Origin of the sequence: Streptomyces sp. NPDC006314 (assembly GCF_040613075.1) — a bacterium.
In the GTDB taxonomy this organism is placed as follows: Bacteria; Actinomycetota; Actinomycetes; order Streptomycetales; family Streptomycetaceae; genus Streptomyces.
Map to the genome: position 1 here is coordinate 186587 of NZ_JBEXRL010000001.1, position 25522 is coordinate 212108.

Annotated in this window: 20 protein-coding genes and 1 pseudogene; 9 read left to right on the forward strand and 12 right to left on the reverse strand. The window is 71.7% G+C overall.

Translation table 11 applies throughout. The features are described from left to right. Positions 1–12 precede the first annotated feature (12 nt). Positions 13–498, forward strand: a complete 486-nt coding sequence (locus tag ABZ079_RS00820) for a hypothetical protein (RefSeq protein ID WP_356937206.1) — start codon at positions 13–15, stop codon at positions 496–498. Positions 499–502: 4 nt separating this feature from the next. Here ABZ079_RS00820 and ABZ079_RS00825 read toward each other — a convergent pair whose 3' ends face one another. Together ABZ079_RS00825 and ABZ079_RS00830 are read right to left on the reverse strand one after the other, a co-directional pair. After that, the gene (locus tag ABZ079_RS00825) at positions 503–697 is read right to left on the reverse strand and encodes a DUF397 domain-containing protein (RefSeq protein ID WP_356937207.1); all 195 of its coding nucleotides are present in this window, start codon (positions 695–697) and stop codon (positions 503–505) included. Positions 698–705: 8 nt separating this feature from the next. After that, entirely contained in the window at positions 706–1542 is an 837-nt protein-coding gene (locus tag ABZ079_RS00830) for a helix-turn-helix transcriptional regulator (protein WP_356937208.1), read from the reverse strand. Between the two features lie 203 nt (positions 1543–1745). Between ABZ079_RS00830 and ABZ079_RS00835 the strand changes: the two are divergent. From ABZ079_RS00835 to ABZ079_RS00850, 4 genes and pseudogenes are all read left to right on the forward strand, one after another. Beyond that, positions 1746–2157 (forward strand): annotated as a pseudogene (locus ABZ079_RS00835) (ATP-binding protein). 33 nt (positions 2158–2190) lie between these two features. After that, positions 2191–3099, forward strand: coding sequence for a hypothetical protein (locus ABZ079_RS00840; RefSeq protein WP_356937209.1), 909 nt, complete (start codon positions 2191–2193; stop codon positions 3097–3099). Between the two features lie 153 nt (positions 3100–3252). Next, positions 3253–3546 (forward strand): hypothetical protein, encoded by a 294-nt coding sequence (locus tag ABZ079_RS00845; RefSeq protein WP_356937210.1) that lies wholly within the window; start codon positions 3253–3255, stop codon positions 3544–3546. Between the two features lie 4 nt (positions 3547–3550). Then, positions 3551–3706 (forward strand): hypothetical protein, encoded by a 156-nt coding sequence (locus tag ABZ079_RS00850; RefSeq protein WP_356937211.1) that lies wholly within the window; start codon positions 3551–3553, stop codon positions 3704–3706. A 155-nt stretch (positions 3707–3861) separates the two neighbouring features. Here ABZ079_RS00850 and ABZ079_RS00855 read toward each other — a convergent pair whose 3' ends face one another. The 4 genes from ABZ079_RS00855 to ABZ079_RS00870 form a co-directional block, all read right to left on the reverse strand. Further along, entirely contained in the window at positions 3862–5169 is a 1308-nt protein-coding gene (locus tag ABZ079_RS00855; RefSeq protein ID WP_356937212.1) for a hypothetical protein, read from the reverse strand. A gap of 186 nt (positions 5170–5355) precedes the next feature. Further along, positions 5356–6192 (reverse strand): sugar phosphate isomerase/epimerase family protein, encoded by an 837-nt coding sequence (locus tag ABZ079_RS00860; protein ID WP_356937213.1) that lies wholly within the window; start codon positions 6190–6192, stop codon positions 5356–5358. Further along, positions 6189–7340 (reverse strand): dihydrodipicolinate synthase family protein, encoded by a 1152-nt coding sequence (locus ABZ079_RS00865; protein WP_356937214.1) that lies wholly within the window; start codon positions 7338–7340, stop codon positions 6189–6191. The genes ABZ079_RS00860 and ABZ079_RS00865 overlap by 4 nt, the downstream gene beginning before the upstream one ends. Continuing rightward, positions 7337–8488, reverse strand: a complete 1152-nt coding sequence (locus ABZ079_RS00870) for a Gfo/Idh/MocA family oxidoreductase (protein WP_356937215.1) — start codon at positions 8486–8488, stop codon at positions 7337–7339. Before ABZ079_RS00870 ends, ABZ079_RS00865 begins: the two co-directional genes overlap by 4 nt. 253 nt (positions 8489–8741) lie before the next feature. Between ABZ079_RS00870 and ABZ079_RS00875 the strand changes: the two genes are divergently transcribed. Then, positions 8742–9788: a LacI family DNA-binding transcriptional regulator gene (locus tag ABZ079_RS00875; RefSeq protein ID WP_356937216.1), complete on the forward strand. Its 1047-nt coding sequence runs from the start codon at positions 8742–8744 to the stop codon at positions 9786–9788. A gap of 333 nt (positions 9789–10121) precedes the next feature. On the opposite strand, the gene ABZ079_RS00880 is transcribed toward ABZ079_RS00875, so the two are convergent. After that, entirely contained in the window at positions 10122–11549 is a 1428-nt protein-coding gene (locus ABZ079_RS00880; protein WP_356937217.1) for an alkaline phosphatase family protein, read from the reverse strand. A 948-nt stretch (positions 11550–12497) separates the two neighbouring features. Between ABZ079_RS00880 and ABZ079_RS00885 the strand changes: the two genes are divergently transcribed. After that, entirely contained in the window at positions 12498–13298 is an 801-nt protein-coding gene (locus ABZ079_RS00885; RefSeq protein ID WP_356937218.1) for a sugar phosphate isomerase/epimerase family protein, read from the forward strand. Between the two features lie 137 nt (positions 13299–13435). Continuing rightward, positions 13436–14755 carry an MFS transporter gene (locus ABZ079_RS00890; RefSeq protein ID WP_356937219.1) on the forward strand — a complete coding sequence of 440 codons (1320 nt, stop codon included), beginning with the start codon at positions 13436–13438 and terminating at the stop codon, positions 14753–14755. A 5-nt stretch (positions 14756–14760) separates the two neighbouring features. Here the strand turns inward: ABZ079_RS00890 and aroA are convergent, their stop codons facing one another. Next, entirely contained in the window at positions 14761–15996 is a 1236-nt protein-coding gene (gene aroA / locus ABZ079_RS00895; protein ID WP_356937220.1) for a 3-phosphoshikimate 1-carboxyvinyltransferase, read from the reverse strand. A 375-nt stretch (positions 15997–16371) separates the two neighbouring features. Here aroA and ABZ079_RS00900 point away from each other — a divergent pair, with 375 nt between their 5' ends. Then, a complete protein-coding gene (locus ABZ079_RS00900) occupies positions 16372–18228 on the forward strand; it encodes a glycoside hydrolase family 3 protein (protein WP_356937221.1) in 1857 nt (618 codons plus the stop codon). 271 nt (positions 18229–18499) lie between these two features. On the opposite strand, the gene ABZ079_RS00905 is transcribed toward ABZ079_RS00900, so the two are convergent. The 4 genes from ABZ079_RS00905 to ABZ079_RS00920 all read right to left on the reverse strand — a co-directional run bounded on the left by ABZ079_RS00905 (position 18500) and on the right by ABZ079_RS00920 (position 25478). Then, positions 18500–19924, reverse strand: a complete 1425-nt coding sequence (locus tag ABZ079_RS00905; RefSeq protein ID WP_356937222.1) for a S28 family serine protease — start codon at positions 19922–19924, stop codon at positions 18500–18502. Between the two features lie 101 nt (positions 19925–20025). Beyond that, the gene (locus ABZ079_RS00910) at positions 20026–20418 is read right to left on the reverse strand and encodes a hypothetical protein (protein ID WP_356937223.1); all 393 of its coding nucleotides are present in this window, start codon (positions 20416–20418) and stop codon (positions 20026–20028) included. 157 nt (positions 20419–20575) lie between these two features. Further along, positions 20576–24295: an ABC transporter ATP-binding protein gene (locus ABZ079_RS00915; protein ID WP_356937224.1), complete on the reverse strand. Its 3720-nt coding sequence runs from the start codon at positions 24293–24295 to the stop codon at positions 20576–20578. Between the two features lie 133 nt (positions 24296–24428). After that, entirely contained in the window at positions 24429–25478 is a 1050-nt protein-coding gene (locus tag ABZ079_RS00920; RefSeq protein WP_356937225.1) for an esterase-like activity of phytase family protein, read from the reverse strand. Between the last annotated feature and the right edge of the window lie 44 nt (positions 25479–25522).

The window sequence follows — 25522 nt, forward strand, 5'->3', positions numbered from 1 at the left end:
CCCTCCGTGCCCGTGAGGGGAGCCAACGGCCCAGATGCCGTCGAGGAGTTTCACGCCCGCGTGGAGGCCGCCGTCGCCGGTACGGCCTTCCGGATGCAGCGGAAGGGGCCGGGATTCGACCTGGCGGTGAACGTCGATGCCCGGCCGCGGCAGGTGCACACCTACCGCGTCGCGCTGCGCCTGCCGGAGAAGGCGTTCACGATGACGGACATCATCCGCACCGTCGAGAACGAGGGCGGCCCGGGTGGGCCGCGCCTGGGCAGGTCGGTGTCCGCCGGCCGGAGCGTGTACGTGGTCACGCGGCGCAGCCTGGACGGCACCGACCGGTACCGCTTCTCGTCCGCCGACGGTCACCGCCTGATCCGGGGCGTGGCCAAGGAGCTGGGCTGGCGGGAGATCAGGCCTACCAGCGTGAAGGTGGCCATCGGCCTCGGCATCTTCGGGGCTGTCGTCGCACTGGGCACGCTGATCGCCCTGGCCGCCGTGTTCTGGCTCTGAGGGGTCAGCGCTGCGGGTCCTCCTTGAGGGCTTGCAGGAAGGTGGCGAAGGCGAGGGCCGGGAAGGTGAGGGTCGCTCGGGTGGGGGTCTTGGAGTCGCGGACGGCGACGTGGGTGGGGGTGTTCGCGATCTCCACGCACTCGTTTCCGTCGCCCTCACCGGAATAGGACGACTTCCGCCAGGTGTCGAGAGTGATCATGGAATGCCTCACAGCTCCTTTGCCAGCTCGTGGATGAAGTCACGCGACCGGTCGGGCTCAAGCGATACGGCCTCCACCTTACGGAAGCGCGTTCGATAAGCGTTCAGCTGAGCTTCGGAATCGATGAAGACCGAGCCGTGAGGCGCGTCGCGCACCACGGTGTCCAGCCTGGACAGGGGACCGCCCACGTACGTCATGGAGCTTGACGCTCTGGCGAAGCCGTCCAGGTCGAACGGGATCACGCGCACGGTGATGCCGTCCGCCTCGGAGAGCTCCAGAAGCTTGGCGAGTTGGGCTCGGGAGGCAGCGCGATCACTGACCCTGATACGCAGGGCCGACTCATGGATCACCAACTCGTACGGGAAGGTGATCCGCTGGCCTGCCAGCCGATGACGGACACGCATTTCCAGCTCGTCCGGAGTCAGTTCGGGCAACCTGGACGAGAAGACGGCACGAGCGTAGTTCTCCGTCTGGAGCAGCCCCGGCACGTACAGGATCGCGACATCGCGCCGGAACGAGGCGTGGTGATTCAGCTCGGAGAGATCCAGGAACGACGTGGGCAGCAGACCTCGGTACTCCTCCCACCACCCGCGCGTTCGATCGGTCGCCATGGCGACCAGGGCGTCGACGAACTCCTCGTCCGTGCACGCATAGTGGGATGCGAGGCGGCGCAACCGGCTCTCGCTCACACCCGCGATGCCTGACTCGATCTGGCTGACGACCGGAGGAGTCACCCCGAGCAGGGCAGCCGCCTCCCGGGCTGTGAGGCCTGCCGCATCGCGGAGTCTGCGCAACTCGACCGCCAGCCGCGCCTGACGGGCTGTCGGCTCACTCCTCAACGCCATCGACGGGTCCTCCCAAGGCGCCAGTGGATGCGACTCGTTCGGGCGTCACATTACGCGATCCGCTTGCAACGTTTAAACAATTAGCCCTACTGTCAGTGATGCCACGCACACGCAGCGGAAGCGCACCGCTTCGTCCTGCCACGACGGCTGCGGCAATGCCACCGCACGCGAAAGCCCCCTCACTCTCACGGAGTTGATGACGCATGCCCGAGACCGAGTCGTGGGACTACACCCTCTACATCCCGAAACGACCTCAGAGCCGTCACCGTCTGCCGCCGCACCCTGCGTCTGATCCTGACCCTGCACGGGCTGATCGGTCTGGTCGACACGGCGGAACTGCTCGCGGCGGAGCTGGTCTCCAACGCCGTACGGCACACCAAGGGGCCGGCCGCGCTGAGGGTTCGCCGCACCCCGCAGGGGGTGGTGTGGATCGGAGCGTGGGACACGGATCCCGAGCCGCCCCCTCCGCCCCGACCGCTGGACCAGGCCGCCGAGCTGGAGGACGGACGGGGACTGGGGCTGGTGAGGGCCTGCGCGGACTACTGGGGCTGGCAGCCGTCGGCGCGGTTCGGGGACCGGGGCAAATACGTGTGGTGCGAACTTGCGGCGGCTTAGCTCGTTGATCACGTCGTACGGAAAGGAGAGCTGATGGTCGGCTCGTCGCATGAGGCGTTGCACCGGATCTTCCAGAAGGACCCGGCGCTGCTGACGAGAGCGTTACAGCGCGTGTTGCACGTGCCGTTCCCCGAACCCAGGGAGATCGCCGCGCTCAACGTGGACCTCACGGAGATCGAACCGGTCGAGCGGCGTGTGGACACGTTGCTGCGAGCGGAGACGGACAAGGGGACGTACCTCCTCGTGGTGGAGTCACAGGGGAAGGCGGACGAACGGAAACGGGGCAGCTGGCCGTACTACCTTTCCTACCTGTACGAGAAGTACCGCTGTGAGCCGGTGCTCATCGTCATCACCCAGAGCAGTTCGACGGCCAAGTGGGCATCACGCCCGATCCGGCTCGGCTTCCCCGGCTGGCACTCGCTGACGGTACGTCCCCTGGTACTGGGTCCGGACAACGTGCCGGTGATCGCCGACGAGCGGCAGGCCGAACGGGATGTACCCCTCGCGGTGCTCTCGGCGATGACACACGGGCGCGGCCCGCAGGCCCCGGCCATACTGGAATCCCTGGCATCCGCCCTGCGGACCATTGACTCGGACACCGCCGCAGTCTTCGTGCAGTTCATCGACTCATGCCTGACAGACCCCCAGGCGAAGCAGATGTGGAGGGAATTGATGACGGCGATCCAGTACTTCTGGCGACACCCGCTGGCCGAGCAGGTCCGCGAAGAAGGGCGGGAGCAAGGCCTAGAGCAAGGGCGGGAGCAAGGGCGGGCGGAGGCCAAGGCCGAAATGGTCCTCCACGTCCTGGAATGGCGCGGCATCCCCGTGCCCGACGCCGTCCGCGAGCGGGTCGAGGCCTGCACGGACCTGGACCAGCTGGAGCTGTGGGCCCGGCGAGCCGTACACGCCACCGACCCGACGGAGCTGTTCGCCCAGGAGTGAGCACGTGAGCGTTGGGCCACGGACCGAAAAGGCAGTGGCCCTGGCCGGCATGGTGCGCGGGCCGGCAGCGTCCGCACCATCGGCAAGAGGTGCGGTCGCCGCCTGCGCGCCGGGCGCGCGCAGCGACTGACGGCCGGCGGAAGGAAGGAATCGATGACGGCGATCCAGTACTTCTGGCGACACCCGCTGGCCGAGCAGGTCCGCGAAGAAGGGCGGGAGCAAGGCCTAGAGCAAGGCCTAGAGCAAGGGCGGGAACAAGGGCGGGAGCAAGGGCGGGCGGAGGCCAAGGCCGAAATGGTCCTCCACGTCCTGGAATGGCGCGGCATCGCGGTGCCCGACGCCGTCCGTGAGCGGGTCGAGGCGTGCACGGACCTGGACCAGCTGGAGCTGTGGGCCCGGCGAGCCGTACACGCCACCGACCCGACGGAGCTGTTCGCCCAGGAATGAGCGGATGACTGTCGGGGACGCGATCGCCGCGGTCGTCATCGGCGGCGCCTCGCTCGCGGGCGACACCAGGGCGCCGGCGGACAGGGTGAGGAGGGCGGCCAGGGCGGCCCTCGGGACCTTCCCGCTCATGGTCAGCTCCTCGTCTTCGAGCGCAGGATGATCACTCGCTCGATGCGGTGGGATCTCTCCGGGTAGCGGGCGACGGCGGCGCTCGGGTGGTCTTGCCGACGCCTCCGTGCCGCGGTGGCCGGAGGTCCCGGCCGGTGTGCCGCACCGGCACCCATCTCCCGGTTCCGATCACCACACCCGCGGTTCCTAGTCGTTGTGCCGGTAGACGACCAGATACGGCACATTGCCCACACCGTGGGCGAAGACACCGACCCCGTCGACGTCGGCGATCGGCACCTGCTCCACTCCGGGCAGCGCCTTCGGGGTACCCGTAGCCAGCGAGAGCTGGACGGGGGCCGTGGTCCCGGTCAGGCCGTCGTCCTTCGTGAGTGAGGTGCCGTAGGCGATGCCGTCGTCGGTGACGGCGTCGAAGCTGAGAGGCTTGCTGTCGTCGGTCTCCTCGAAGCAATATCCCTTCTTCGACCGGAGGTCGAAGGCGAGGTGCTCCGAGACCAGGTACCGGCCGTTCGGGGAGAGCGCGGAGCGGGGGGCCTGCGCCGACGCGACCGACGGTTTGGCGCACAGCGCGGACGCCTGGACATGGCCGGTCCGGCCGTCGAGCACGGCCCACACGTTCTGGCTGCCACCGTTCTTCTGCGCCCAGCGGGCGATGAGGTGCCCGCCGCTGCCCGGCCATACCGCGCCGGTCGCGGGATCGGCCTCGGCCGGCGCGATCCGGTCGTCGTCCCAGGAACCAGGGATGCCGAAGGCGCCCTCACCCTCGTTCAGCACCACGGGTTCCTGCTCCGTCAGGGCGGCGATCTCGTTGCCGTAGGAGCAGGAGGAGCAGCCGGGCACCTTGAGGGATCCGGTGTCGTATGTGGTGGTCCGGCCCGTGACCACGTCGAGGGCGACCTTGCGCTTGTCCGTTACGGGCATCAGAAGCCGTTCCCCCGCTTCGGTGACGTTGCCCGTGCCGTAATCGGTTGCCGGGACCTCGACGTGGTGCGCGGGCGCTACCGCGTCGCCCGAGCCCTCGGCGGCATAGATGTCCACGGCGTACACCTGCTTCGCCTTGGACAGGGCATCCCCGCCCGTTTTTCCCCGGGACCAGGTCACCAGGTAGTCCCTGCCGTGGGCGGGGACGACGAACACGCCGGGCGTCGCGCCCTCGGACAGGTCCTTGAACGGCTTGCCCGTCCAGCGGACCTGGCCCGTCACCGCATCCCGTACGGTCACCCGATAGTTGGGTCCCGCGCTGGTCATCGTGGCTATCGCACCGGCCTTCGGCAGCACGGCGTACGTACCGAGCTGCTTCCCCGAGAGCTGCCAGCCCTGTGAAGGGTCATACGCGGTGGGCACTTCGAGTCTGAGCGAGGGCGCCGATGCCGAGGGGTGTGCGGAGGACTTCGCGCCGCTGCCGGAGGTCTTCGCCCCTGCCGATCCGCCACCGCAAGCCGCGAGCGATCCGATGGTGACGACGGCGACGGACGTCTTGACGAGTACCGACCTCATGCACTGCCCCTTCGGTTCCGCGAGGGACAGCCCACGAGCCGAACCGCCTCCCCCGATGGCGTGATCATGGCAGTAAGGCTACCGCCCGAGCCGCCACGACGGTCCGTCCCGACGAACCGCCCGCGCCTCGGACTGCGGCCTACTCGCGGGCCTGAAACCCGGTCTGACCACAGCTGACGACAGTCCCTAGCCCGCGTGCTCCGCGAACCGCGCCGCCGTCTCCGCCAGCATCTCCCGGCCGTCCCGCGACCACAGCGCCTCGTTGAACAGCTCCACCTCGATGGCGCCGGTGTACCCGGCCGCCTCGACGTAGCCCCTCCACTCCCGCATGTCGATCGAACCGTCGCCGATCTGCCCGCGGCCGTTCAGCACACCCTCGGGCAACGGAGTGATCCAGTCGGCGAGTTGGAAGGCGTGGATCCGGCCGCCCGCACCCGCCCGGGCGATCTGCGCGGGCGCGGTGTCGTCCCACCAGACGTGGTACGTGTCGACCGTGACGCCGACCTGCTGGGCGGGGAAGCGTTCGGCGAGGTCGAGGGCCTGGGCGAGGGTGGAGACCACACAGCGGTCCGAGGCGAACATCGGGTGGAGCGGCTCGATCGCCAGCTTGACCCCGTGGTCCTCCGCGTACGGTCCGAGCAGAGCCAGCGCGTCCGCGATCCGCTCCCGTGCGCCGTGCAGGTCTTTCGAGCCGGCCGGGAGGCCGCCCGAGACCAGTACCAGCGTGTCCGTGCCCAGCGTCGCCGCCTCGTCGACCGCTCGGCGGTTGTCGGCCAGGGCCGCGGCCCGCTCGTCGGGGTCGGTCGCGGTGAGGAAGCCGCCCCGGCACAGGGTCGTCACGGTCAGGCCCGCGTCCCGGACCAGCCCGGCGGTCGCCTCCACGCCGTACGCCCGGACCGGCTCGCGCCACAGGCCCATCTGGGCGATGCCCGTCTTCCCGCAGGCGTCGACGAGTTCCGGCAGTGACAGCTGCCTCACCGTCATCTGGTTGATGGAGAAGCGTTCGAGTCCGGTGCCGGTCATCGGTTCACCCCGTACAGCGACAGCAGGGTCTTCATGCGCTCCTCGGCGAGCTCGGGGTCCGGGAACAGGCACAGGCCGTCGGCGAGTTCGTAGGCGCGGGCGAGGTGCGGGAGGGAACGGGCCGATTGGAGGCCGCCGATCATCGTGAAGTGCGACTGGTGACCCGCGAGCCAGGCGAGGAAGACCACGCCCGTCTTGTAGAAGCGGGTGGGGGTCTGGAAGAGGTGGCGGGAGAGGCCGACGGTCGGGTCGAGGAGGGCCCGGAAGCCCTGCACGTCGCCCGTGTCGAGCACCCGTACCGCCTCCGCCGCCAGCGGGCCCAGCGGATCGAAGATGCCGAGCAGTGCGTGGCTGAAGCCGTGGTCGTCGCCCGCGATGAGCTCGGGGTAGTGGAAGTCGTCGCCCGTGTAGCAGCGGACACCGTCGGGGAGGCGACGACGGAGGGCGGTCTCCCGTTGCGCGTCCAGCAACGACACCTTGATGCCGTCCACCTTGTCGGGGTGAGCGGCGATGACCTCCAGGAAGGTGTCCGTGGCCGTGTCGAGGTCGCTCGACCCCCAGTAGCCCTCCAGCGCCGGGTCGAACATGGGGCCCAGCCAGTGCAGGATCACCGGTTCGGCGGACTGGCGCAGGAGGTGGCCGTAGAGCTCCAGGTAGTCCTCGGGGCCGGAGGCGGCACGGGCCAGTGCCCGGGAGGCCATCAGGATCGCCTGGGCGCCCGACTCCTCGGCCACGGCGAGCTGCTCCTCGTAGGCCGCCTTGATCTCGGCCGGGGATCCCCCGGTGATCTGGTCGGTGCCGACCCCGCAGGCGATGCGGCCGCCGACCGCCTTCGCCTCTGCCGCCGACCGGCGGATCAGTTCGGCCGCGCCCGCCCAGTCCAGGCCCATGCCGCGCTGGGCGGTGTCCATCGCCTCGGCGACGCCGAGGCCGTGGGACCACAGGTGGCGGCGGAAGGCGAGGGTGGCGTCCCAGTCGACCGCGGCGGGTGAGTCGGGTGAGACGTCCGCGTACGGGTCGGCGACGACGTGGGCCGCGGAGAAGACCGTACGGGAGGCGAAGGGGGTGCCGGTGGCCGGGGAGAGGGGTTCGGCGCGGGGCTCGTACGTCCTGAAGGTGCCGTCCGCGGAGGGGAGGTGGAGGGTCACAGGGAGATCTCCGGTACGTCGATGCGGCGGCCCTCGGCGGAGGACTTCAGGCCCAGTTCGGCGAGTTGCACGCCGCGGGCGCCGGCGAGCAGGTCCCAGTGGTAGGGGGCGTCGGCGTAGACGTGCCTGAGGAACAGCTCCCACTGGGCCTTGAAGCCGTTGTCGAACTCCGCGTTGTCGGGCACCTCCTGCCACTGGTCACGGAAGGCCTCGGTGGCGGGGATGTCCGGGTTCCAGACGGGCTTGGGGGTGGCGCCGCGGTGCTGCGCGCGGCACGTTCGGAGGCCCGCCACCGCCGAGCCCTCGGTGCCGTCGACCTGGAACTCGACGAGTTCGTCGCGGTGGACGCGGACCGCCCAGGAGGAGTTGATCTGGGCGATGGCGCCGCCTTCGAGCTCGAAGATGCCGTAGGCGGCGTCGTCGGCGGTGGCGTCGTAGGGCTTGCCCTGCTCGTCCCAGCGCTGCGGGATGTGGGTGGTGGCCAGGGCCTGGACGGACCTCACGCGGCCGAACAGCTCATGCAGCACGTATTCCCAGTGCGGGAACATGTCGACAACGATGCCGCCGCCGTCCTCGGCGCGGTAGTTCCACGAGGGGCGCTGGGCGGGCTGCCAGTCGCCCTCGAAGACCCAGTAGCCGAACTCGCCGCGGACGGAGAGGATGCGGCCGAAGAAGCCGCCGTCGATGAGCCGCTTCAGCTTCAGCAGGCCCGGCAGGAAGATCTTGTCCTGGACGACGCCGTGCCTGACGCCCCTGCCGTGGGCGAGGCGGGCGAGTGCGAGGGCGCCGTCGAGACCGGTGGCGGTGGGCTTCTCGGTGTAGACGTGCTTGCCGGCCGCGATCGCCTTCTTGATCGACTCCTCGCGGGCGGAGGTGACCTGCGCGTCGAAGTAGAGGTCGACGGTGGGGTCGGCGAGGACGGCGTCGACGTCGGTGGAGACGTGCTCCAGGCCGTGCCGTTCGGCGATCTCCCTCAGGGCGTGCTCGCGGCGGCCGAGCAGGATCGGCTCGGGCCAGAGCACGGTGCCGTCGCCGAGGTCGAGGCCGCCCTGTTCGCGCAGGGCGAGGATCGACCGGACGAGGTGCTGGCGGTAGCCCATGCGCCCGGTCACGCCGTTCATGGCGATACGCACCGTCTTGCGTGTCACGTCAGTCCCCTTCGTGGGCGGCACGCGCCCCGTTCCACAGCAGTGTCGAGAGTGCAGCAAGCGCTTTCCATCCCATGGGAAACTAGCCCCTCAACAGTTGTCTGTACAAGACCGTGTCCTCTTCGAGTTGTTCGAGGGGGCGAACAAGCGGGGTCCGTGGCTTTAAGGTCTGCTCGACAGTCCCTCGGAACCAGGAGCGAGGCCAGGCTGTCTACGAGGGCGTACGAACGACGCGCGACCGGAGGACGACGAAATGACGGTGACCCTGGCGGACGTGGCGGCCCGCGCCCAGGTCTCCCCCGCGACGGTGTCGCGCGTGCTGAACGGCAACTATCCGGTGGCCGCGTCCACGCGCGAGCGGGTGCTGCGGGCCGTGGACGAGCTGGACTACGTCCTCAACGGCCCCGCCAGCGCGCTCGCCGCCGCCACCTCCGACCTGGTCGGCATCCTCGTCAACGACATCGCCGACCCGTTCTTCGGGATCATGGCGAGCGCCATCCAGGCCGAGATCGGGGGGCCGGGCGGGCGCGCGGGCGGAGAACGTCTGGCGGTCGTCTGCAACACCGGCGGATCACCGGAGCGTGAGCTGACGTACCTGACCCTGCTCCAGCGGCAGCGGGCGGCGGCCGTGGTGCTGACCGGCGGGGCGGTGGAGGACGCGCCGCACGCGGCGGCGGTCGCGGCGAAGCTGCGCAAGCTGGCGGAGGCCGGGACCCGGGTGGTGCTGTGCGGACGCCCGCCGGCGCCGGACACCCAGGCGATCGCGCTGACCTTCGACAACCGCGGTGGCGCCCGCGCGCTGACGGACCACCTCATCGGCCTCGGCCACCGGCGGCTCGGCTACATCGCCGGTCCCGAGGAACGTACGACGACCCGGCACCGCCTGGAAGGTCACCGCGCGGCCCTGGCGGCGGCCGGTGTCGAGGAGGACCCGCGCTGGACGGTGTACGGCCGCTACGACCGCCGGTCCGGCTACGAGGCCACGCTGGAACTGCTGCGCCGTGACCCCTCGCTGACGGCGGTCGTGGCCGCGAACGACTCCGTCGCCCTCGGCGCCTGCGCCGCGCTGCGCGAGTCCGGCCTGCGCATTCCCGAGGACGTCTCGGTGGCCGGCTTCGACGACCTGCCGTTCAGCATCGACGCGGTGCCGTCGCTCACGACGGTGCGCCTGCCGTTGTCGGAGGCGGGAGCCCGGGCCGGCCGCGTCGCGATGGGCCGCGAGGAACCGCCGCCCGGCGGGATCGCCTCGGTGCGGGGGGAGTTGATGGTGCGGGGCTCCTCCGGGGTGCCGCGGGGGTGAGTGCCCTCCGGGGTGCCCCGCGGGTGGGTGTCCGTGGAGGGCCGGGCGCCGGGCGGCGCCGGGGATGGGGGTGCGGGCGTCCGCGGGGTACCGGCCGGCTGTGGCCGGGTCGCGCAGTTTCCCGCGCGCCTTGCGTCGGCCACGCGGCCGCTTCCCGGACAGCGCACGGATGACCCTGGAGCCGATCAGTGACGCGGTTCGCTGCCAGGACCGCGGTGCCTTCCCGTGCGGGCGCCGTTCGGGGTGGTGGGCGAGGCGCGGCCCGCTCTCACGCCGTCGCGTGGCCGCGCACCCTTGCGCCCCCGCGGACGGCACCCTCCTTCCGCCGCCGTCCTACACGTGCGGCCGGTGACCCCGTTCCTGGTGCGGGAACGTCTGGTCCGCGCCCGGCAGCGCCGGCTTCGGCAGCGTTGCCACCTCCTCCTTCGCCTTCTCCAGCTGTTCCGCCGTGTCGTCCGGCAGGCGGGGCGGGCGCGGCCGGGCGTGGGAGAAGCGGAAGGCGCTGGTGAGGTCGCCGAAGGTGGCGCGTCGCCAGTCACTGACGTTCGGCTCCTCGACTCCGGTGAAGCACTCCAGGAACTGCAGGGCCGAGGTGTGGTCGAAGGCCTCCGTGGCGACCCAGCCACCCACGGTCCAGGGCGAGACGATGATCGCGGGGACTCGGAAGCCGCCGCCGATGGGGAGGCCGCCGATGAACTCGTCCTCCGTTCCGGCGGGAGGCGTGGGCGGGGCCACGTGGTCGAACAGGCCGTCGTTCTCGTCGTAGTTGAGGATGAAGGCCGTCTTCCGCCACACCTTCCGGTTGGACGCGATCGCCTCGATCTTCGACGCCATGAAATCGGCACCCGCGGCGGGCAGATAGTCCGGGTGCTCCGACTGGTAGCTGGCCGGCATGATCCAGCTCACCGCGGGGAGGCGGTCGTTGCGGGCGTCGTCCTCGAAGGTCCCCTCGGGCTGCGGGCGCACGCCGCGCTCGTAGAGGTCGGAGCCCGGCTGGGCGTTCTTGAAGGTGGCGAACTGCTCCAGCATGTTGCAGCCGTAGTCGTCCTCCTGCTGGTAGACCTTCCAGCTGATCCCGGCCGCTTGGAGGCGCTCGGCGTAGGTCGTCCAGCGGTACGGCGTCGGGGCCCTGTTGTTGATGACCGGGCCGCCCTGTGTGCCGGCCGGGTCGATCGAGCCGGTCATCCACATCAGCCGGTTGGGCCACGTCGGGCCGAACACCGAGCAGAAGTAGTGGTCGCAGATGGTGAAGGCCTCGGCGAGCGCGAACTGGAACGGTATGTCCTCGCGCGTGTAGTACCCCATGACGTAGGGGCCGTTGGCGCCGTCGGCCTTGCGGTGGGCCGGCAGCCACCGGTCCATCTTGCCGCCGTTCCACGCCTCGTGCTGCACCGACCAGGCGTGACTGGTTGACGGTATGGCCTGGGCGCTGGACTTGTGGGTGTCGAGGTGGAAGGGCAGCAGGTAGCCCTTCGGGTTCTGGGCGTCCGGCTGGTAGAAGACGCTGCGCCCGTCGTCGAGCTTCAGCGCGTGCGGGTCGGCGAAGCCGCGTACGCCGGAGAGCGTGCCGAAGTAGTGGTCGAAGGACCGGTTCTCCTGCATCAGCAGGACGACGTGCTCGATGTCGCGCAGCGAGCTGTGCCGGGGCGGCTCGGCGGCGACCGCCTTCTGCACGCTCGGCGGGAGGAGGGAGAGGGCCGCCGCGCCACCCAGCGCGCCGGCAGCCGAACCCAGGAGTCTACGTCGCGTCAACTCGGCCATGGATGCCCCTTCTTGAGCGATCGCGTGGACCAGACCGCAAGCCACCTTCCGCCCCAGGAGGCAAGCGGCAGCAGTGTCCGGCGATGAACATGCGGACAACGTGCGGCAGGAGCTTGGCAAAGTCATGACATTTACCGGCCGAATGTCGCCGGTACGTCGCCGGGCCGTCACCCGCCTTCCGGACGCCGGGTGTCTGAGCCGGATCCTGGACGGGTTCGAGGAGGGCGGGCCGATCGAGCGCGGTCCCTCGGACGGCGATCCGCACCGGCGACGGGTGCGGTCACCGCGCGCGGGCGCGAGGCGGCCGGGCTGCTGCACGAGCGGACCCGGGAGACGCGGGACGCCGCTCGGCGCCGTGGCCCCACGGGACCGGGCACGGCCGGCCGAGGCCACGGGGACCGTTCGGAGCATTCTCGGGGACGGGCCGGCTCCGGCGTCCGGGGAGGTGGTGCCGTGCGAGCCGCGCCCCGGCGACCGGGGGCTAGACCGTGCGGCGCGACGCCCGCCGTGGGCGCCGGGTACGGCTGGAAGGCCGACCACGAGGGCCTCCTCGCCCGGATCGTCGCCGCCTTCGCGGAGGACCGCGACCCGCGTCCGGAGCGGGTGCGGATCGCCGGTCCGGACCGGCGAGCGGTGGGGTGCGCGATGTGCGTACGGAACGACGCGCCGGGCACCGCGCGGCCGCGGCTGCCCGTCGAGCCCGAGGCGCGGGCGCGGCATCGGCGACCGGCTGGTGCCGGCCGTCGTCGACTCCGCCCGCGGGGCCGGCTTCCGCGACCTGGTGCTGTGGGCCGACGACGTGCTCAGCGGCGCCCGCCCTCGCTGCCGGCGGCACGGCTTCGTCCCCGCCGCCGGGAAGCCGCACCACTCCTTCGGCCAGGATCTCGTCGGCCCGGATCGGCGGCTGGAGTGCATGGAACCGGCGGCTGGGGGGTACGGTCCGTGCCCATGAAGCTGGCGTTCTCCACTCTCGGTGTCCCTGGCCTGCCCGTCCCGGAAGTCCTGGCGCTCGCGGCCGCACACGGTTACCACGGCGTCGAACTGCGCGCCCACCCTGAGGAACCGGTGCATCCCGGCCTCTCCCCCTCCGAACGCGCCGAGACCGCGGCCCTGTTCAAGGGCGCCGGGGTCGAGGTGCTGGGCGTCGCCGGGTACGCGCGCGTGGCCGCCCCCGGCGACGACGGCCCCGTACTGGAGGAGATCCGCCACCTCCTTCAGCTGGCCCACGACCTGGGCGCGCCCTTCGTCCGCGTCTTCCCCGGCGCCGACCCCGGCCGGCCCCGCGAGGAGGCCGACGCCGTCGCCGCCCGGCGGCTCGGCACCGCCGCCGAGGACGCCGCCGCGCTCGGCGTCCGCATCCTGCTGGAGACCCACGACTCGCACCGCACCGGGGCCGACGCGATCCGGATCCTCGGCCCGGTCGGCCACCGGCAGGTGGGCGCGCTGTGGGATGTGATGCACACCTGGCTCGGCGGCGAACAACCCTCGGAGACGTACGCCGCCCTCGCCCCGCACCTGGGATATGTGCAGGTCAAGGACATCTCCTCGGCCGAGGACACCACCCCGGTGCCGCTCGGCGCGGGGGTGCTGCCGCTCACCGAGTGCGTGGACGTCCTCTCCCGCCACGGCTGGGACGGCTGGTTGTGCTGGGAGTACGAGAAGCGGTGGTACGAGACGGCCGCCGCGCTTCCCGAGCTGCTGGGCGCGGGCCGCGACCATCTGGTACGGCTGATGGGCGAGGCGGCGTAATACACCGCCGTGGCGCGGGACGACCGTGGCGCACGGCCGCCGGGTAATTCGCTGGCCCGGCCGTCGGCACGCGGTTAGCCTCCCCCGGTGATCCAGCAGCTTGCGTCCCGCGCCCTCGTCTGCCCCGGTCCGCGGTCATGAGCCTCGCCCGCCGGCTCGTGGACCTCCGGCCGTTGCGCACCTCACCCGCCTTCCGGCGGCTGCTGATCGGCCGGACCGTGTCCGTACTCGGCGGGTTCATGACCATGGTGACGGTCATGTACCAGGTGTGGGACCTGACCCACAGCAGCGCCTGGACCGGCGCGGTGGGGCTGGCGCAGGCGCTGCCGCTGGCGGTGTTCGGCCTGTTCGCCGGGGCGTGGGTGGACCGGGCCGACCGGCGCCGGATCTTCCTCGCCGCCACGGTCGGCCAGGCGGCCTGCTCCCTGCTGCTCGCCGTGCAGGGCTTCACCGGCCATGTGCCGGTGGCGGTGATCCTGCTGCTCGTGGCCGCGCAGTCGACGTTCGGCGCGCTGGGCGCCCCGGCCGCCGGTGTCTTCGTACCGCGCCTGCTGCCCAGGGACCAGGTGGCCGCCGGTCTCACACTGAACCAGGTCACCGGCCAGTCGATGATGCTGCTGGGCCCGGCCCTTGCGGGGGTGCTGCTGGGCTGGTTCGGCACCGGCGTCTGCTATCTGCTGGACGCCCTCAGCTTCGGCTTCGCCTTCTACGGCGCGTTCGGGCTGCCCGCGCTGCCACCGGAGGGCGAGCCGTCACGGGCGGGTGTGCACGGGGTGCTGGACGGGCTGCGGTTCCTGGCCGGGCACCGGGTGGTGCGGGGCGCGCTGATCACCGACCTCGCCGCGACGGTGCTGTCCTTCCCTGTGAGCCTGTTCCCGCTGGTCAACTCCGAGCGGTTCGGCGGCGATCCGCGCACCCTCGGCCTGTTCCTGTCGGCGCTCGCGGTGGGCGGTGTCGCCGCGACCGCGCTGTCGGGGCCGCTGACCCGGCTCGGCGGGCCGGGGCCGGTGATGCTGTGCGCCGCCGGCACCTGGGGCGCGGCCCTGGTGCTGTTCGGCCTGTCCACCCGGTCCTGGATCGGTCTGACGCTGCTCGTGATCGCCGGGGCGGCGGACGCCACCTCGGTGGTCGCCCGTTCCACGATCGTGCAGACCCGCACCCCCGACGCGCTGCTCGGCCGGGTCACGGCGGCCGAGCAGATCGTCGGCCAGGCGGGCCCCAACCTGGGGAACGTACGCGGCGGCCTGCTCGCCGGCTGGACCTCCGGTGCGACCGCCCTGATCACCGGCGGCCTGCTGTGCGTGCTGGCGGTGACGGGGGTGGCGGCGACGACACCCGAGCTGCGGGAGCGGGCGAGCGGGGACAAGGGCGGTGGCACCGGACCGACGGACGACGCTTCCGCGCCGGCGGACGGCATTCTCTCCGGCGCAGCCGCTACGGCGCCGGACGGGCCGTAACGCGATCAGTCGATCGTGCGCGACGCCGCGAACGCCTCGTGGAAGCCCGGGAACGTCTTGCGTACGCAGTCGGGGTCGTCGTACGACATCCCGGGTGTGCGCAGGGCGGTCACGGCGAAGGACATCACGATGCGGTGGTCACCGAAGGACTTGATCTCGACCCCGGGCGCGGGCCGGCCCGGCCGGACCTCGATCCAGTCGGGGCCGGTCGCGACGTCCACGCCGAGCCGCCGGAGGTTGACCGCGCAGGCCTCCAGGCGGTCGCACTCCTTCACGCGGGTGTTGGCGACGTCCTCTATGCGGACCGGGGCGGAAGCGAACGGCGCGATCGCGGCCAGCGTCGGCATGGTGTCGGAGATGTCCCGCATGTTCACGGTGAGTCCGCGCAGCACTCCCGTGCCGCGTACGGTCGTCCGGTCCCCGGCCACCTCGACTTCCGCGCCCATCCGCCGGAGCACCTCGACGAAGCGCAGGTCGCCCTGGAGCGCCCCCGTCCCGAGGCCCGGCACGGTGACCTCGCGGCCCGGGGTGACGGCCGCCGCGGCGAAGAAGTAACTCGCGGTCGAGGCGTCGGGCTCCACGGCGTAGGTGGTGGCCCGGTAGCCGCCCGGCGGGACGTCGTACACCGTGCCGTCCCGGGCGACCTCCACGCCGAACGCCCGCATCATCGCGAGCGTGATGTCCACGTACGGCGCCGAGACCAGGTCCGTCACCCGGATCCGCAGGCCCCGGCGGGTGAGCGGCCCCAGCAGGAGCAGGGCGGTGAGGTACTGGGACGACTCGCCCGCGTCCAGGACGACCTCACCGCCTTCGACTCCGGCCGCCCGGACGGTGAGCGGATGGTGGCCCTCGGCCTCCTCGTGCCGTAGGTCGACGCCCAGGTCGCGCAGGGCGCGGCTGAGCGGACCGAGGGGGCGGCGGCGCATCTGCGGAGAGGCGTCGAAGCGGTAGGTGCCGCGGCCCGCGGCGGCCAGGGTGGGCAGGAAGCGGGCGGTGGTGGCGCCGTCGCGGCAGAAGACGTCGGCCTCGGCGAGCGCGGGTCCCTGCGGGCGGCCGTCCACCTGCCAGGCGTCCGGGGTGCGGCCCACCCGGTAGCCGAGCCGGGTCAGGCCTTCGGCGAAGCCCTCGGTGTCGTCGGAGCGCAGGGGCCGGACGAGGGTGCTGACGCCGTCGGCGGCGGCGGCGAGGAAGAGCGCGCGGGCGGTGATGGACTTGGAACCGGGGATGGCGACTGCGGGCATGGCCGCATGATGACCGCTCGTCCGCACTCCGGTCACGCATGTCCAGAGACTGGACCGTCCTTCCTTCCCCGGTGCGGGGCGCCGGCCGGCTCCCGCGCTGGGAAGCCGTCGCCGTCCCCGGCCGTCCGGCGCTCAGGTTGCCGGACTGGGCTCCGTGCCGCGGTGTCGGCCCTTCGCGACCGCCCGCGAACACCGGCTCAGCCTCTCCGCCTGGGCACGGCCGGCAGCCCGCCGCCACCGGCGCGCCCCCCTCCCATGAACCGGCGGCGGCCCCGTCCGCGGGTACTGTGCATTCCCTTGACGGAAAGAAACTTCCTGGATATTGGTGACTCCTCGGAAGTTTCCTTCAGCGGTTCTCCTCTGGAAGGAGCGCACGTGCACGACACCAGCACGGCAAGCACGGGAAACACCGCACGGCCGTCCAGACGCGCCGTACTCGCCGCGACCGCGGGTCTCACCACCGCGCTGACCGTACCGACGACCGCCCGCGCCGCCGTCCCCGACGACCACCGCCTGCGTGCCCTGATCTCCCGGATGTCGCTGGAGGAGAAGGTCGGCCAGCTCTTCGTGATGCGGGTCTACGGCCACTCCGCCACCGCCCCCGACCAGGCCGACGTCGACGCCAACCTCAGGGAGATCGGGGTCCGTACCGCCGCCGAGCTGATCGCGAAGTACCGGGTCGGCGGCGTCATCTACTTCACCTGGGCCCACAACACCCGTGATCCGCACCAGATCGCGGACCTGTCCAACGGCATCCAGCGGGCCTCCCTGGACCAGCCGCACGGACTGCCGGTGCTCATCGCCACCGACCAGGAGCACGGCGCCGTCTGCCGGGTCGGCAAACCCGCGACCCTCTTCCCGGGCGCCATGGCGATCGGCGCGGGCGGCTCCCGCTCCGACGCCCGCACCCTCGGCCGGATCTCCGGCGCCGAGCTCCGCGCGATGGGCATCAACCAGGACTACTCCCCCGACGCCGACGTCAACGTCAACCCGGCCAACCCGGTCATCGGCGTACGGTCCTTCGGCGCCGACCCGGAGTCGGTGGCCAGGCTGGTGGCCGCCGAGGTGAAGGGCTATCAGGCGTCCCGGGTCGCGGCGACCGCCAAGCACTTCCCGGGCCACGGGGACACCGCCGTCGACAGCCACTACGGCTTCCCGGTCATCACGCACAGCCGGGAGCTGTGGGAGAGGCTGGACGCGGTGCCCTTCCGCGCCGCGATCGCCGCGGGCATCGACTCGATCATGACAGCGCACATCCAGTTCCCGGCCCTCGACGACTCCGGCGACCCGGCCACCCTGTCCCACCCGATCCTCACCGGGATCCTGCGCGGCGAACTCGGCTACGACGGAGTGGTGATCACCGACTCGCTCGGCATGGAAGGCGTCCGCACGAAGTACGGCGACGACCGGGTGCCGGTGCTCGCACTCAAGGCCGGCGTCGACCAGCTGCTCAACCCGCCGTCCATCGACGTGGCCTGGCACGCGGTCCTGAAGGCCGTCCAGGAGGGTGAGCTGACCGAGGCCCGCCTGGACGAATCGATCCTGCGCATCCTGCGCCTCAAGGCCCGGCTCGGGCTCTTCGGCCACCCGTACGCCAGCCGGGCGGACGTGGACCGCACGGTGGGCACCAAGGCCCATCTGGCCGCCGCCGACCGGATCGCCGAGCGGACCACGACCCTGCTGGTCAACGAGGACGACCTGCTTCCGCTCGACCGCCGCACCGCACGCAGGATCCTGGTCGTCGGCGCCGACCCGGCCTCCCCGTCCGGCACCACCGGCCCGCCCACCGGCGTACTGGCCACCGCCCTCACCGAGCTGGGCTTCACCGCCACGGCCCTCTCGACCGGCACCACGCCCTCGGCCGCGACCATCACCAGGGCGGTCACGGCCGCGCAGGACGCGGACGCGGTGGTCGTGGCCACGTACAACGTGACGGCGGGCAGTGCGCAGCGGACGCTGGTGGAGCGGCTGCTGGCGACGGGCAGGCCGGTGGTGGCGGTGGCCGTCCGCAACCCCTACGACATCGCCCAACTGCCCTCGGTCAAGGGGTGTTTGGCGACCTACTGCTGGACCGACACAGAACTGCGGGCCGCCGCACGGGTGATCGCCGGGCGGGTGTCTCCGCGCGGGACGCTGCCGGTACCGGTGCAGCGGGCGGACGATCCGGCGCGGGTTCTGTACCCGATCGGGTACGGGCTGTCGTACGAGAGGCACGCAGCGCACCGGGCGTAACCCTCAACAGACCGAGAGCCTCCCCTGCGTGGCCCCGGCTCCCGGGGCCACGCTGGGGGGCTGCGGGGGCGTGATGCACGGCCCCAGCGGCCCCAGCGGCCGCCTCCGGACCGCGTAACGGTAAAACCGGCGGTTACCGCCGTCGTGGTGACGCGCCGTTGCGGCGGAGAGAAGTGAACGGCATCGTCAACTCCTCTCCGCCGCGCCGGCGGTCAGCCGCGACGGAATCCGGCGGTGCCGAACTCGCCGTCCTGTCGACGGCGTCGGACACTCACGGCCGCAGCGCCGGTTCGCGCTCCACGTCCCGGACGTCCAGCTTCGCGTCGTAGCGGGCCAGCGGCTTCGCCGCCGACGGGTCCGCCTGGACCGCCTGCGAGGCCACGCCCGCCCACTGAAGGATGCGGGCCGTGGCGAGGGCCTTCTGGTCGGGGACCAGGCCCGCCACGTTCGCGCCGTGGTTCAGGCCGGGCGCGGTGAAGACGTAGGAGTCACGGGCGCCCGCGCCGAGCCGGAAACGCTCGGAACCCCACGGGTCGTTCTGGCCGTAGACGAAGAGCATGTGCGTGGCGTGGTGGCGGACCCAGGTGTCCACGTCCCGCATCGCCCGCGGCTGGAAGCGCATCGGGATGGAGCGGGGCACGAAGTGGCGCGGCGGCTGGTAGCCGTAGCGGATCAACTTCCGCTCGATGTGCGGGAAGTGAATGGTGGGGGCGCCGAGCTGGGTGCCCGCCTGGTAGTAGTACGGGGTGTAGGTCTCCAGGCCCTGGTCGGTGTAGGCCGAGAAACCGGAGATGGTGTCGACCGAGTCCCAGATCTCGTCGTCGCTCGCGGTGGCCGCATGCGCCGGCACGGTGTCGCAGTCCTTGAGCAGGCTGTACTGCCAGAAGCCCCACACGTAGTCGAGGACGACCGCCTCGTACGCCTTGTCCAGGCCGCCGATGGTGTCGAAGGTGTAGCCGTTCCCGGCGGCGTACTGGGCGTACTTCCTCTCCAGCGGCTCGCGGCGCACCAGCGCCTCCCGCTGCACGGCGTTCAGCCGGTCCCGGCACTCCTTGGTGCCGACGCGGCCGAAGAAGCGGTCGTAGGCCGAGTCCTCGTTGTTCACGACGTCGTTCGGGGCGACGTAGGCGACCACGCCGTCCATGTCGTGCGGGTAGAACCGCTCGTAGTACGTGGCCGTCATGCCGCCCTTGGAGCCGCCGGTGGCGAGCCAGTTGCCGCCGTACACGGGCTTGAGGGCCTCGTAGACACGGTGCTGGTCGCTGGCCGCCTGCCAGATGTCGAGCTTGGACCAGTCGGCCGGGGCCGGGCGGGACGGGGTGAAGAAGCGGTATTCCAGGGAGACCTGGTTGCCGTCCACGATCTGGGTGGGCTCGCGGCGCGAGGGTGTCGTGGAGACGTTGTAGCCGCTGGTGTAGAAGACCGTCGGGCGGCTTGTGTCCTTGTGCAGCACGGTGATGCGCTGCTGGAAGGTGCCCCGGTCGGGATGGCGGTGGTCGATCGGCTGGGCGTAGTTCAGGACGAAGTAGCGGTAGCCGGGATACGGCTTCTCCTGGATCAGGCTCATGCCCGGTATGGACAGCAGCCGGTCCTTGATGTCGATGGGCTCGGACTGTGCGGCGGTGGCCGCGCCCGCCGTGCTCAGGGTGCCTATGAACACCGTGAGCGCCAGCAGCCATCTGAGCGCCTTGCGCATGCGGACTCTCCCCTGTGAGACAGATGTGCGCCGGAAGCTATCCCAGCAACGGCTGTCACACCAGGGGGGGTTGAGGGAGCCTCAGAATCCGGTTCGGGCGCTCAGCACAGGATCCAGCCCGAGTTGACCGAATACCGGCCCACCGAGCCCTTGATCCACACGCAGCGGTGCCCGGCGTGCACGGTCACCGGACCGGCGTGGTGCCTGTAGCGGCCCTTGTCGGCGACCGGCCGGTTGCCGCGTGCCTGCACGCTGACCGACATCGTCCGGGCGGGGCCGGGGTGTCTGGCGACGGTGATGGCGCAGACGTACCCGTTGCCCTTGTAGACGTGGGTGACGCCGGTGCGGAACGGCAGGGTGCGCACCTCGCGCCCGGCGCAGGTGCCGGCCGTGCCGGCCTGTGCGGTACCGGTCGCCGTGAGAGCGAGCGCCCCGGACGCGGCCAGCACCGCCGCGCCGAGCGCCAGCCGCCTGCGTATCGCACCACTGTCCACTGTCGTCCTCCCGTACCGCGTCGTCCGTCCCTCGATGACCGTACTGATGTACGGACGCACGACATGTGTCGGATGGTTGCACGACCGTCAGCGGCACGTGTCGACCGGGGGGGCGGCCGGAACGTCCGCCGGGCCCGCGCGGGGGCGTCGACCGGCCTCAGCGGGACACGCCGACCGGCTCCTCCGGCTCGGACCGGCCCACGAAGGTCCGCCACAGCTCGGCGTACCGGCCGCCGCGGGCCAGCAGTTCCTCGTGCGTGCCGTCCTCCACGACCCGGCCGCGGTCCATCACCACCACCCGGTCCGCGCGGGCCGCGGTGGTCAGCCGGTGGGCCACCACCAGGGTCGTACGGCGGCCCGCCAGCCGGTCGGTGGCCTGGTTCACCTGAGCCTCCGTGGCCAGGTCGAGGGCGGCCGTGGCCTCGTCGAGGAGCAGGACGTCGGGGTCGACCAGTTCGGCGCGGGCGAGGGCGATCAGCTGGCGCTGCCCGGCCGAGAGGTTGCGGCCGCGCTCGGCGACCTCGTGCAGATAGCCACCCTCCAGCGTGGCGATCATCTCGTGCGCGCCGACCGCCCGGGCCGCCGTCTCCACCTCGGCGTCGGTGGCGTCGGGACGGCCGTAGGCGATGGCGTCGCGGATCGTGCCGGGGAAGAGGTACGCCTCCTGCGGCACGACCCCGAGCCGGTGCCGGTACGAGGTGAGGTCCAGGGCGCGCAGATCCGTGCCGTCGACCATGACCCGGCCGGCGGTGGGGTCGTAGAACCGGGCGACCAGCTTCACCAGCGTCGACTTTCCGGCACCCGTCTCGCCGACGAACGCGACCGTCTGCCCGGCCGGGATCGTCAGGCTGACACCCGTGAGCGCTTCCTCGTCATCGCCGTACTTGAAGCGCACGTCCTCGAAGGCGATGTCGCCGCGCAGGGACGAAACGTCGAGGGGTTCGCCGGCGGACTTCGTGGACGTCGGCTCGCGCAGCAGCTCCTGGATGCGGCCCAGCGACACCGTGGCCTGCTGGTAACCGTCGAAGACCTGGGAGAGCTGCTGGACGGGTGCGAAGAAGAGGTCGATGTAGAGCAGGTACGCCACCAGCGCGCCCGCGGTCAGCGTGGCCGCCTCCACCCGTCCCGCGCCCGCGATCAGCACGGCCGCCGCGGCGACCGAGGACAGCAGCTGGACGAAGGGGAAGTAGATCGAGATCAGCCACTGGCCGCGGATGCGGGCGTCGCGGTAGCCGTCGCTGCGCTCGGCGAACCGCCGTGCGCCGTCCCGCTCCCGCCGGAACGCCTGCACGATCCGCAGTCCCGCCACCGACTCCTGAAGATCGGCGTTCACCACCGAGATCCGCTCGCGGGCGAGTTGGTACGCCTTCACACTCGCGCGGCGGAAGAAGAAGGTGGCGACGATCAGCGGGGGCAGGGTGGCGAAGACGACGAGGGCGAGCTGCACGTCGATCACCAGCAGGGCGACCATGATGCCGAAGAAGGTGACGACGGAGACGAACGCCGTGACCAGACCGGTCTGCAGGAACGTCGACAGGGCGTCGACGTCCGTGGTCATCCGGGTCATGATCCGGCCGGTCAGCTCGCGCTCGTAGTAGTCGAGGCCGAGCCTCTGGAGCTGGGCGAAGATCTTCAGCCGCAGCGTGTAGAGGACGCGCTCGCCGGTACGGCCGGTCATCCGGGTCTCGCCGGTCTGCGCGGCCCACTGGACGAGGACGGTCAGCAGGCCGAGCAGGGCGGCCGCCCACACCGCCCCGAGGGCCGCCCGGGTGACGCCCTGGTCGATGCCGTGCCGGATCAGCACCGGCAGCAGCAGGCCGGCGCCCGCGTCCACGGCGACCAGTAGCAGGCTGACCAGCAGGGGCGCGCCGAAACCGCGCAGCAGACGGCGCAGGCCGTAGGAGTCCTCCGGGAGGACCGCCCGGCCCTCGTCGATGTCCGGGGTGTCGGTCGCCGGGGGCAGTGCCTCGACCTGGGCGAGGAGTTCGGGGGTGGCCGGGGTGCCGCTGAGCGACTGGTCCCTGGGCTCGCGGTCGCCGGTCCACAGCCTGGGGGTCACGCCCCGCTCGGCGTCGAACTCGGCGTCCAGCTCCTCGCGGACGGAGGTGTCCTCCTGCGGCTCGGCCGGGCTTCCATGGCCCGGGGAGACCCCGCCCAGCTCGTCCGGATCGGTCAGCAGACGGCGGTAGAGGGAAGAGCGCTCCTGCAGCTCCGCGTGGGTGCCGAGGTCGGCGAGCCGGCCGCCGTCCAGGACGGCGATGCGGTCGGCGAGGTTCAGGGTGGAGCGGCGGTGGGCGATGAGGAGGGTCGTGCGGCCCTCCATGACGTGCTTGAGCGCCTCGTGGATCTCGTGCTCGACGCGGGCGTCCACGGCCGAGGTCGCGTCGTCCAGGACCAGCAGGCGCGGGTCGGTGAGCAGGGCGCGGGCGAGCGCGATGCGCTGGCGCTGGCCGCCGGAGAGGGTCAGGCCGTGCTCGCCGACCTTGGTGTCGTAGCCCTCGGGCAGCTCGGCGATGAAACGGTCCGCCTGGGCGGTGCGGGCGGCGGCCTCGATCTCCTCCTGGGCGGCGTCCGGGCGGCCGTATGCGATGTTGGCGCGGACCGTGTCCGAGAAGAGGAAGGAGTCCTCCGGGACCAGGCCGATCGCCGCCCGCAGCGAGTCCAGGGTCAGCTCGCGTACATCGTGGCCGCCGATCAGGACGGCGCCGTGGGTGACGTCGTAGAAGCGCGGGAGGAGCAGGGAGAGGGTGGACTTGCCGGAGCCGGAGGAGCCGACGACGGCGAGGGTCTCGCCGGCCCGGATCTCGAAGCTGAGCCCGTCGAGGACCTGTGCGCCGCTGTCGTAGGCGAAGGACACGTCGTCGAACTCGACGGTCGCGGGCGCGTCGGCGGGCAGTTCCTTCGTGCCGTCCTTCAGCATCGGCTCGGTGTCGATCAGCTCCAGGACGCGCTCGGTGCCGGCGCGGGCCTGCTGGCCGACCGTGAGGACCATCGCCAGCATGCGGACGGGGCCGACGAGCTGGGCGAGGTAGGTGGAGAAGGCGACGAAGGTGCCGAGCGTGATGTGCCCGCGCACGGCGAGCCAGCCGCCGAGGGCCAGCATGGCGACCTGGCCGAGCGCGGGTACGGCCTGCAGGGCGGGGGTGTACCTGCTGTTCAGGCGGATGGTGCGGAGGCGTCCGGCGAAGAGCCGCCGCCCGACCTCGCGCAGCTTGCCCGTCTCCTGCTCCTCCTGCCCGAAGCCCTTCACCACGCGTACGCCGCTCACCGCGCCGTCGACCACGCCCGCGACGGCGGCGGCCTGGGCCTGGGCGTACCAGGTGGCGGGGTGCAGCTTCGACCGGCTCCGCCTGGCGATCCAGCCGAGCGCGGGTGCGACGGCGAGCGCGATCAGGGTCAGGGGCAGCGACAGCCACGCCATGATCACCAGGGAGATCAGGAAGAGCAGCACGTTCCCGATGGTCATCGGGAGCATGAAGAGCAGGCCCTGTATCAGCTGGAGGTCGCTGGTGGCGCGGCCGATGACCTGTCCGGTGGACAGCTCGTCCTGGCGGCGGCCGTCGAGACGGGTGATCGTGCCGTACATCTCGGTCCGCAGGTCGTGCTGGACGTCGAGGGCGAGCCGGCCGCCGTAGAAGCGGCGGATGTAGGTGAGGGCGTAGACCAGGAGGGCCGCGCCGAGCAGGGCGCCGGCCCAGGGAGCCATGTCACGGCTGTGGTCTCCGATCACGTCGTCGATGACCACCTTGGTGATCAGCGGGACGACCGCGAGGACGGCCATGCCGGCGAGGGAGGAGCCGAGGGCCAGGACGACGTCCCTGGGATACCGCCAGGCGTAGGCCGCCAGCCGCCGTGCCCATCCCCGTTGCGTTGCCACGCCGGTGCCTCCCTGTTGACCTGGTCTGCCGGAAGGCACAAACGCTCCGCGGGTTCGGCCCTATTCCTGGTACAGGTCCGTCGTGGCTGGTCGCGCCGTTCCCCGGGTCCCTGAGGACTGGCACCTCCGTAGGTCAGACGCGTACCCGCAGGAAGTAGAACCGTGTGGTCTGGGTCGCGTTCTGGTTGTCGTCGCTCACCAGGAGCACCTTCAGGCGGCCGGTGCGGTCATGGCCCGTGACCGTCATGCCCTCGATGTTGTCCAGCAGGGGATTCGGCTGGGGCTGTTTCGCCGTGGCGCCCAGGGACGGGCAGGTGGCGATGTCGGTCAGCAGGGTCTTCCTGACCAGGTGGACGTCCGGCCGGCCGGTGAGGTTCTCGATACCGCCGGTGTCCGTGGCGTGGCGCAGGTCGGCCAGGTAGAGGCGGACGGTGTTGCCGACGCCGGAGGTGAAGCCGCGCTCCAGGACGAGGAGGCGTCCGTCGGGCGTGGCCTGGACCTCGGGGACGCCGAGGCCGGCGTCGGTGCGGTAGGCGTACTGGGCCGCGAGCCGGAAGCGGCCGCCCCTCGTGCGCTGCCAGGTCTGGAAGCGGACGATCCCGGGGCTGTCCCCGGAGATCGCGTACTCCATGGACGCCAGCAGCCGGTGGCCGCCCGGCAGCAGGGTCAGACCCTCGAAGGTCTGGTTGGCGGTGGCGCGGCCGGCCGGGGTGACCAGGAGCGAGGACGGCACCGGGAGACGCTCGAGGATCTCGCCGTCGCGGGCGTAGCGGCGTACGGACGGCTCGGTCTCGGAGCTGATGAGCCGGGTGCCGTCACGGTCGTCGACGACGAGCCCCTCGGAGTCGAGGTCGGCGCCCTTCTCGTCGGCGAGGTGGGCGGCCGCCTTCGGCCTGAGGGTCCGGGCGTCCAGGCGGAACAGGGACGAACGGTCCCCCAGGGCCGCGAGCGAGCCGTCCCGGTCCACCGCGAGGGCGGAGAAGTTGCCGGCGAAGGTGCCGTCGTAGGTCGTCTTGTCGAGCACGTCGGAGAAACGGTCGAGGGAGACGTAGGGCGAACAGGCGTGAGCGGGAGCGGAGTTTTTGGCGTGGGCGGGGCCGGCGCTCGCGGGCCCGGCGGCGGTCAGGCAGGTGGCCGCCGCCAGGCCGGCGGTGAGGGTGGCGAGTACGGTTCCCAGGCGCATGCCCCTCACCGTAGGGCGGTCCGGTGTCCGACGGGAGACCGCCT

Excerpts from the sequence above, each read along its gene's own strand:
- ABZ079_RS00905 (WP_356937222.1), bottom strand. The coding sequence starts at position 19,924 with ATGCGCAAGGCGCTCAGATGGCTGCTGGCGCTCACGGTGTTCATAGGC.
- ABZ079_RS00840 (WP_356937209.1), top strand. The coding sequence starts at position 2,191 with ATGGTCGGCTCGTCGCATGAGGCGTTGCACCGGATCTTCCAGAAGGAC.
- ABZ079_RS00880 (WP_356937217.1), bottom strand. The coding sequence starts at position 11,549 with ATGGCCGAGTTGACGCGACGTAGACTCCTGGGTTCGGCTGCCGGCGCG.
- ABZ079_RS00845 (WP_356937210.1), top strand. The coding sequence starts at position 3,253 with ATGACGGCGATCCAGTACTTCTGGCGACACCCGCTGGCCGAGCAGGTC.
- ABZ079_RS00920 (WP_356937225.1), bottom strand. The coding sequence starts at position 25,478 with ATGCGCCTGGGAACCGTACTCGCCACCCTCACCGCCGGCCTGGCGGCG.
- ABZ079_RS00830 (WP_356937208.1), bottom strand. The coding sequence starts at position 1,542 with ATGGCGTTGAGGAGTGAGCCGACAGCCCGTCAGGCGCGGCTGGCGGTC.
- aroA (WP_356937220.1), bottom strand. The coding sequence starts at position 15,996 with ATGCCCGCAGTCGCCATCCCCGGTTCCAAGTCCATCACCGCCCGCGCG.
- ABZ079_RS00850 (WP_356937211.1), top strand. The coding sequence starts at position 3,551 with ATGACTGTCGGGGACGCGATCGCCGCGGTCGTCATCGGCGGCGCCTCG.
- ABZ079_RS00875 (WP_356937216.1), top strand. The coding sequence starts at position 8,742 with ATGACGGTGACCCTGGCGGACGTGGCGGCCCGCGCCCAGGTCTCCCCC.
- ABZ079_RS00860 (WP_356937213.1), bottom strand. The coding sequence starts at position 6,192 with ATGACCGGCACCGGACTCGAACGCTTCTCCATCAACCAGATGACGGTG.
- ABZ079_RS00885 (WP_356937218.1), top strand. The coding sequence starts at position 12,498 with ATGAAGCTGGCGTTCTCCACTCTCGGTGTCCCTGGCCTGCCCGTCCCG.
- ABZ079_RS00890 (WP_356937219.1), top strand. The coding sequence starts at position 13,436 with ATGAGCCTCGCCCGCCGGCTCGTGGACCTCCGGCCGTTGCGCACCTCA.
- ABZ079_RS00825 (WP_356937207.1), bottom strand. The coding sequence starts at position 697 with ATGATCACTCTCGACACCTGGCGGAAGTCGTCCTATTCCGGTGAGGGC.
- ABZ079_RS00855 (WP_356937212.1), bottom strand. The coding sequence starts at position 5,169 with ATGAGGTCGGTACTCGTCAAGACGTCCGTCGCCGTCGTCACCATCGGA.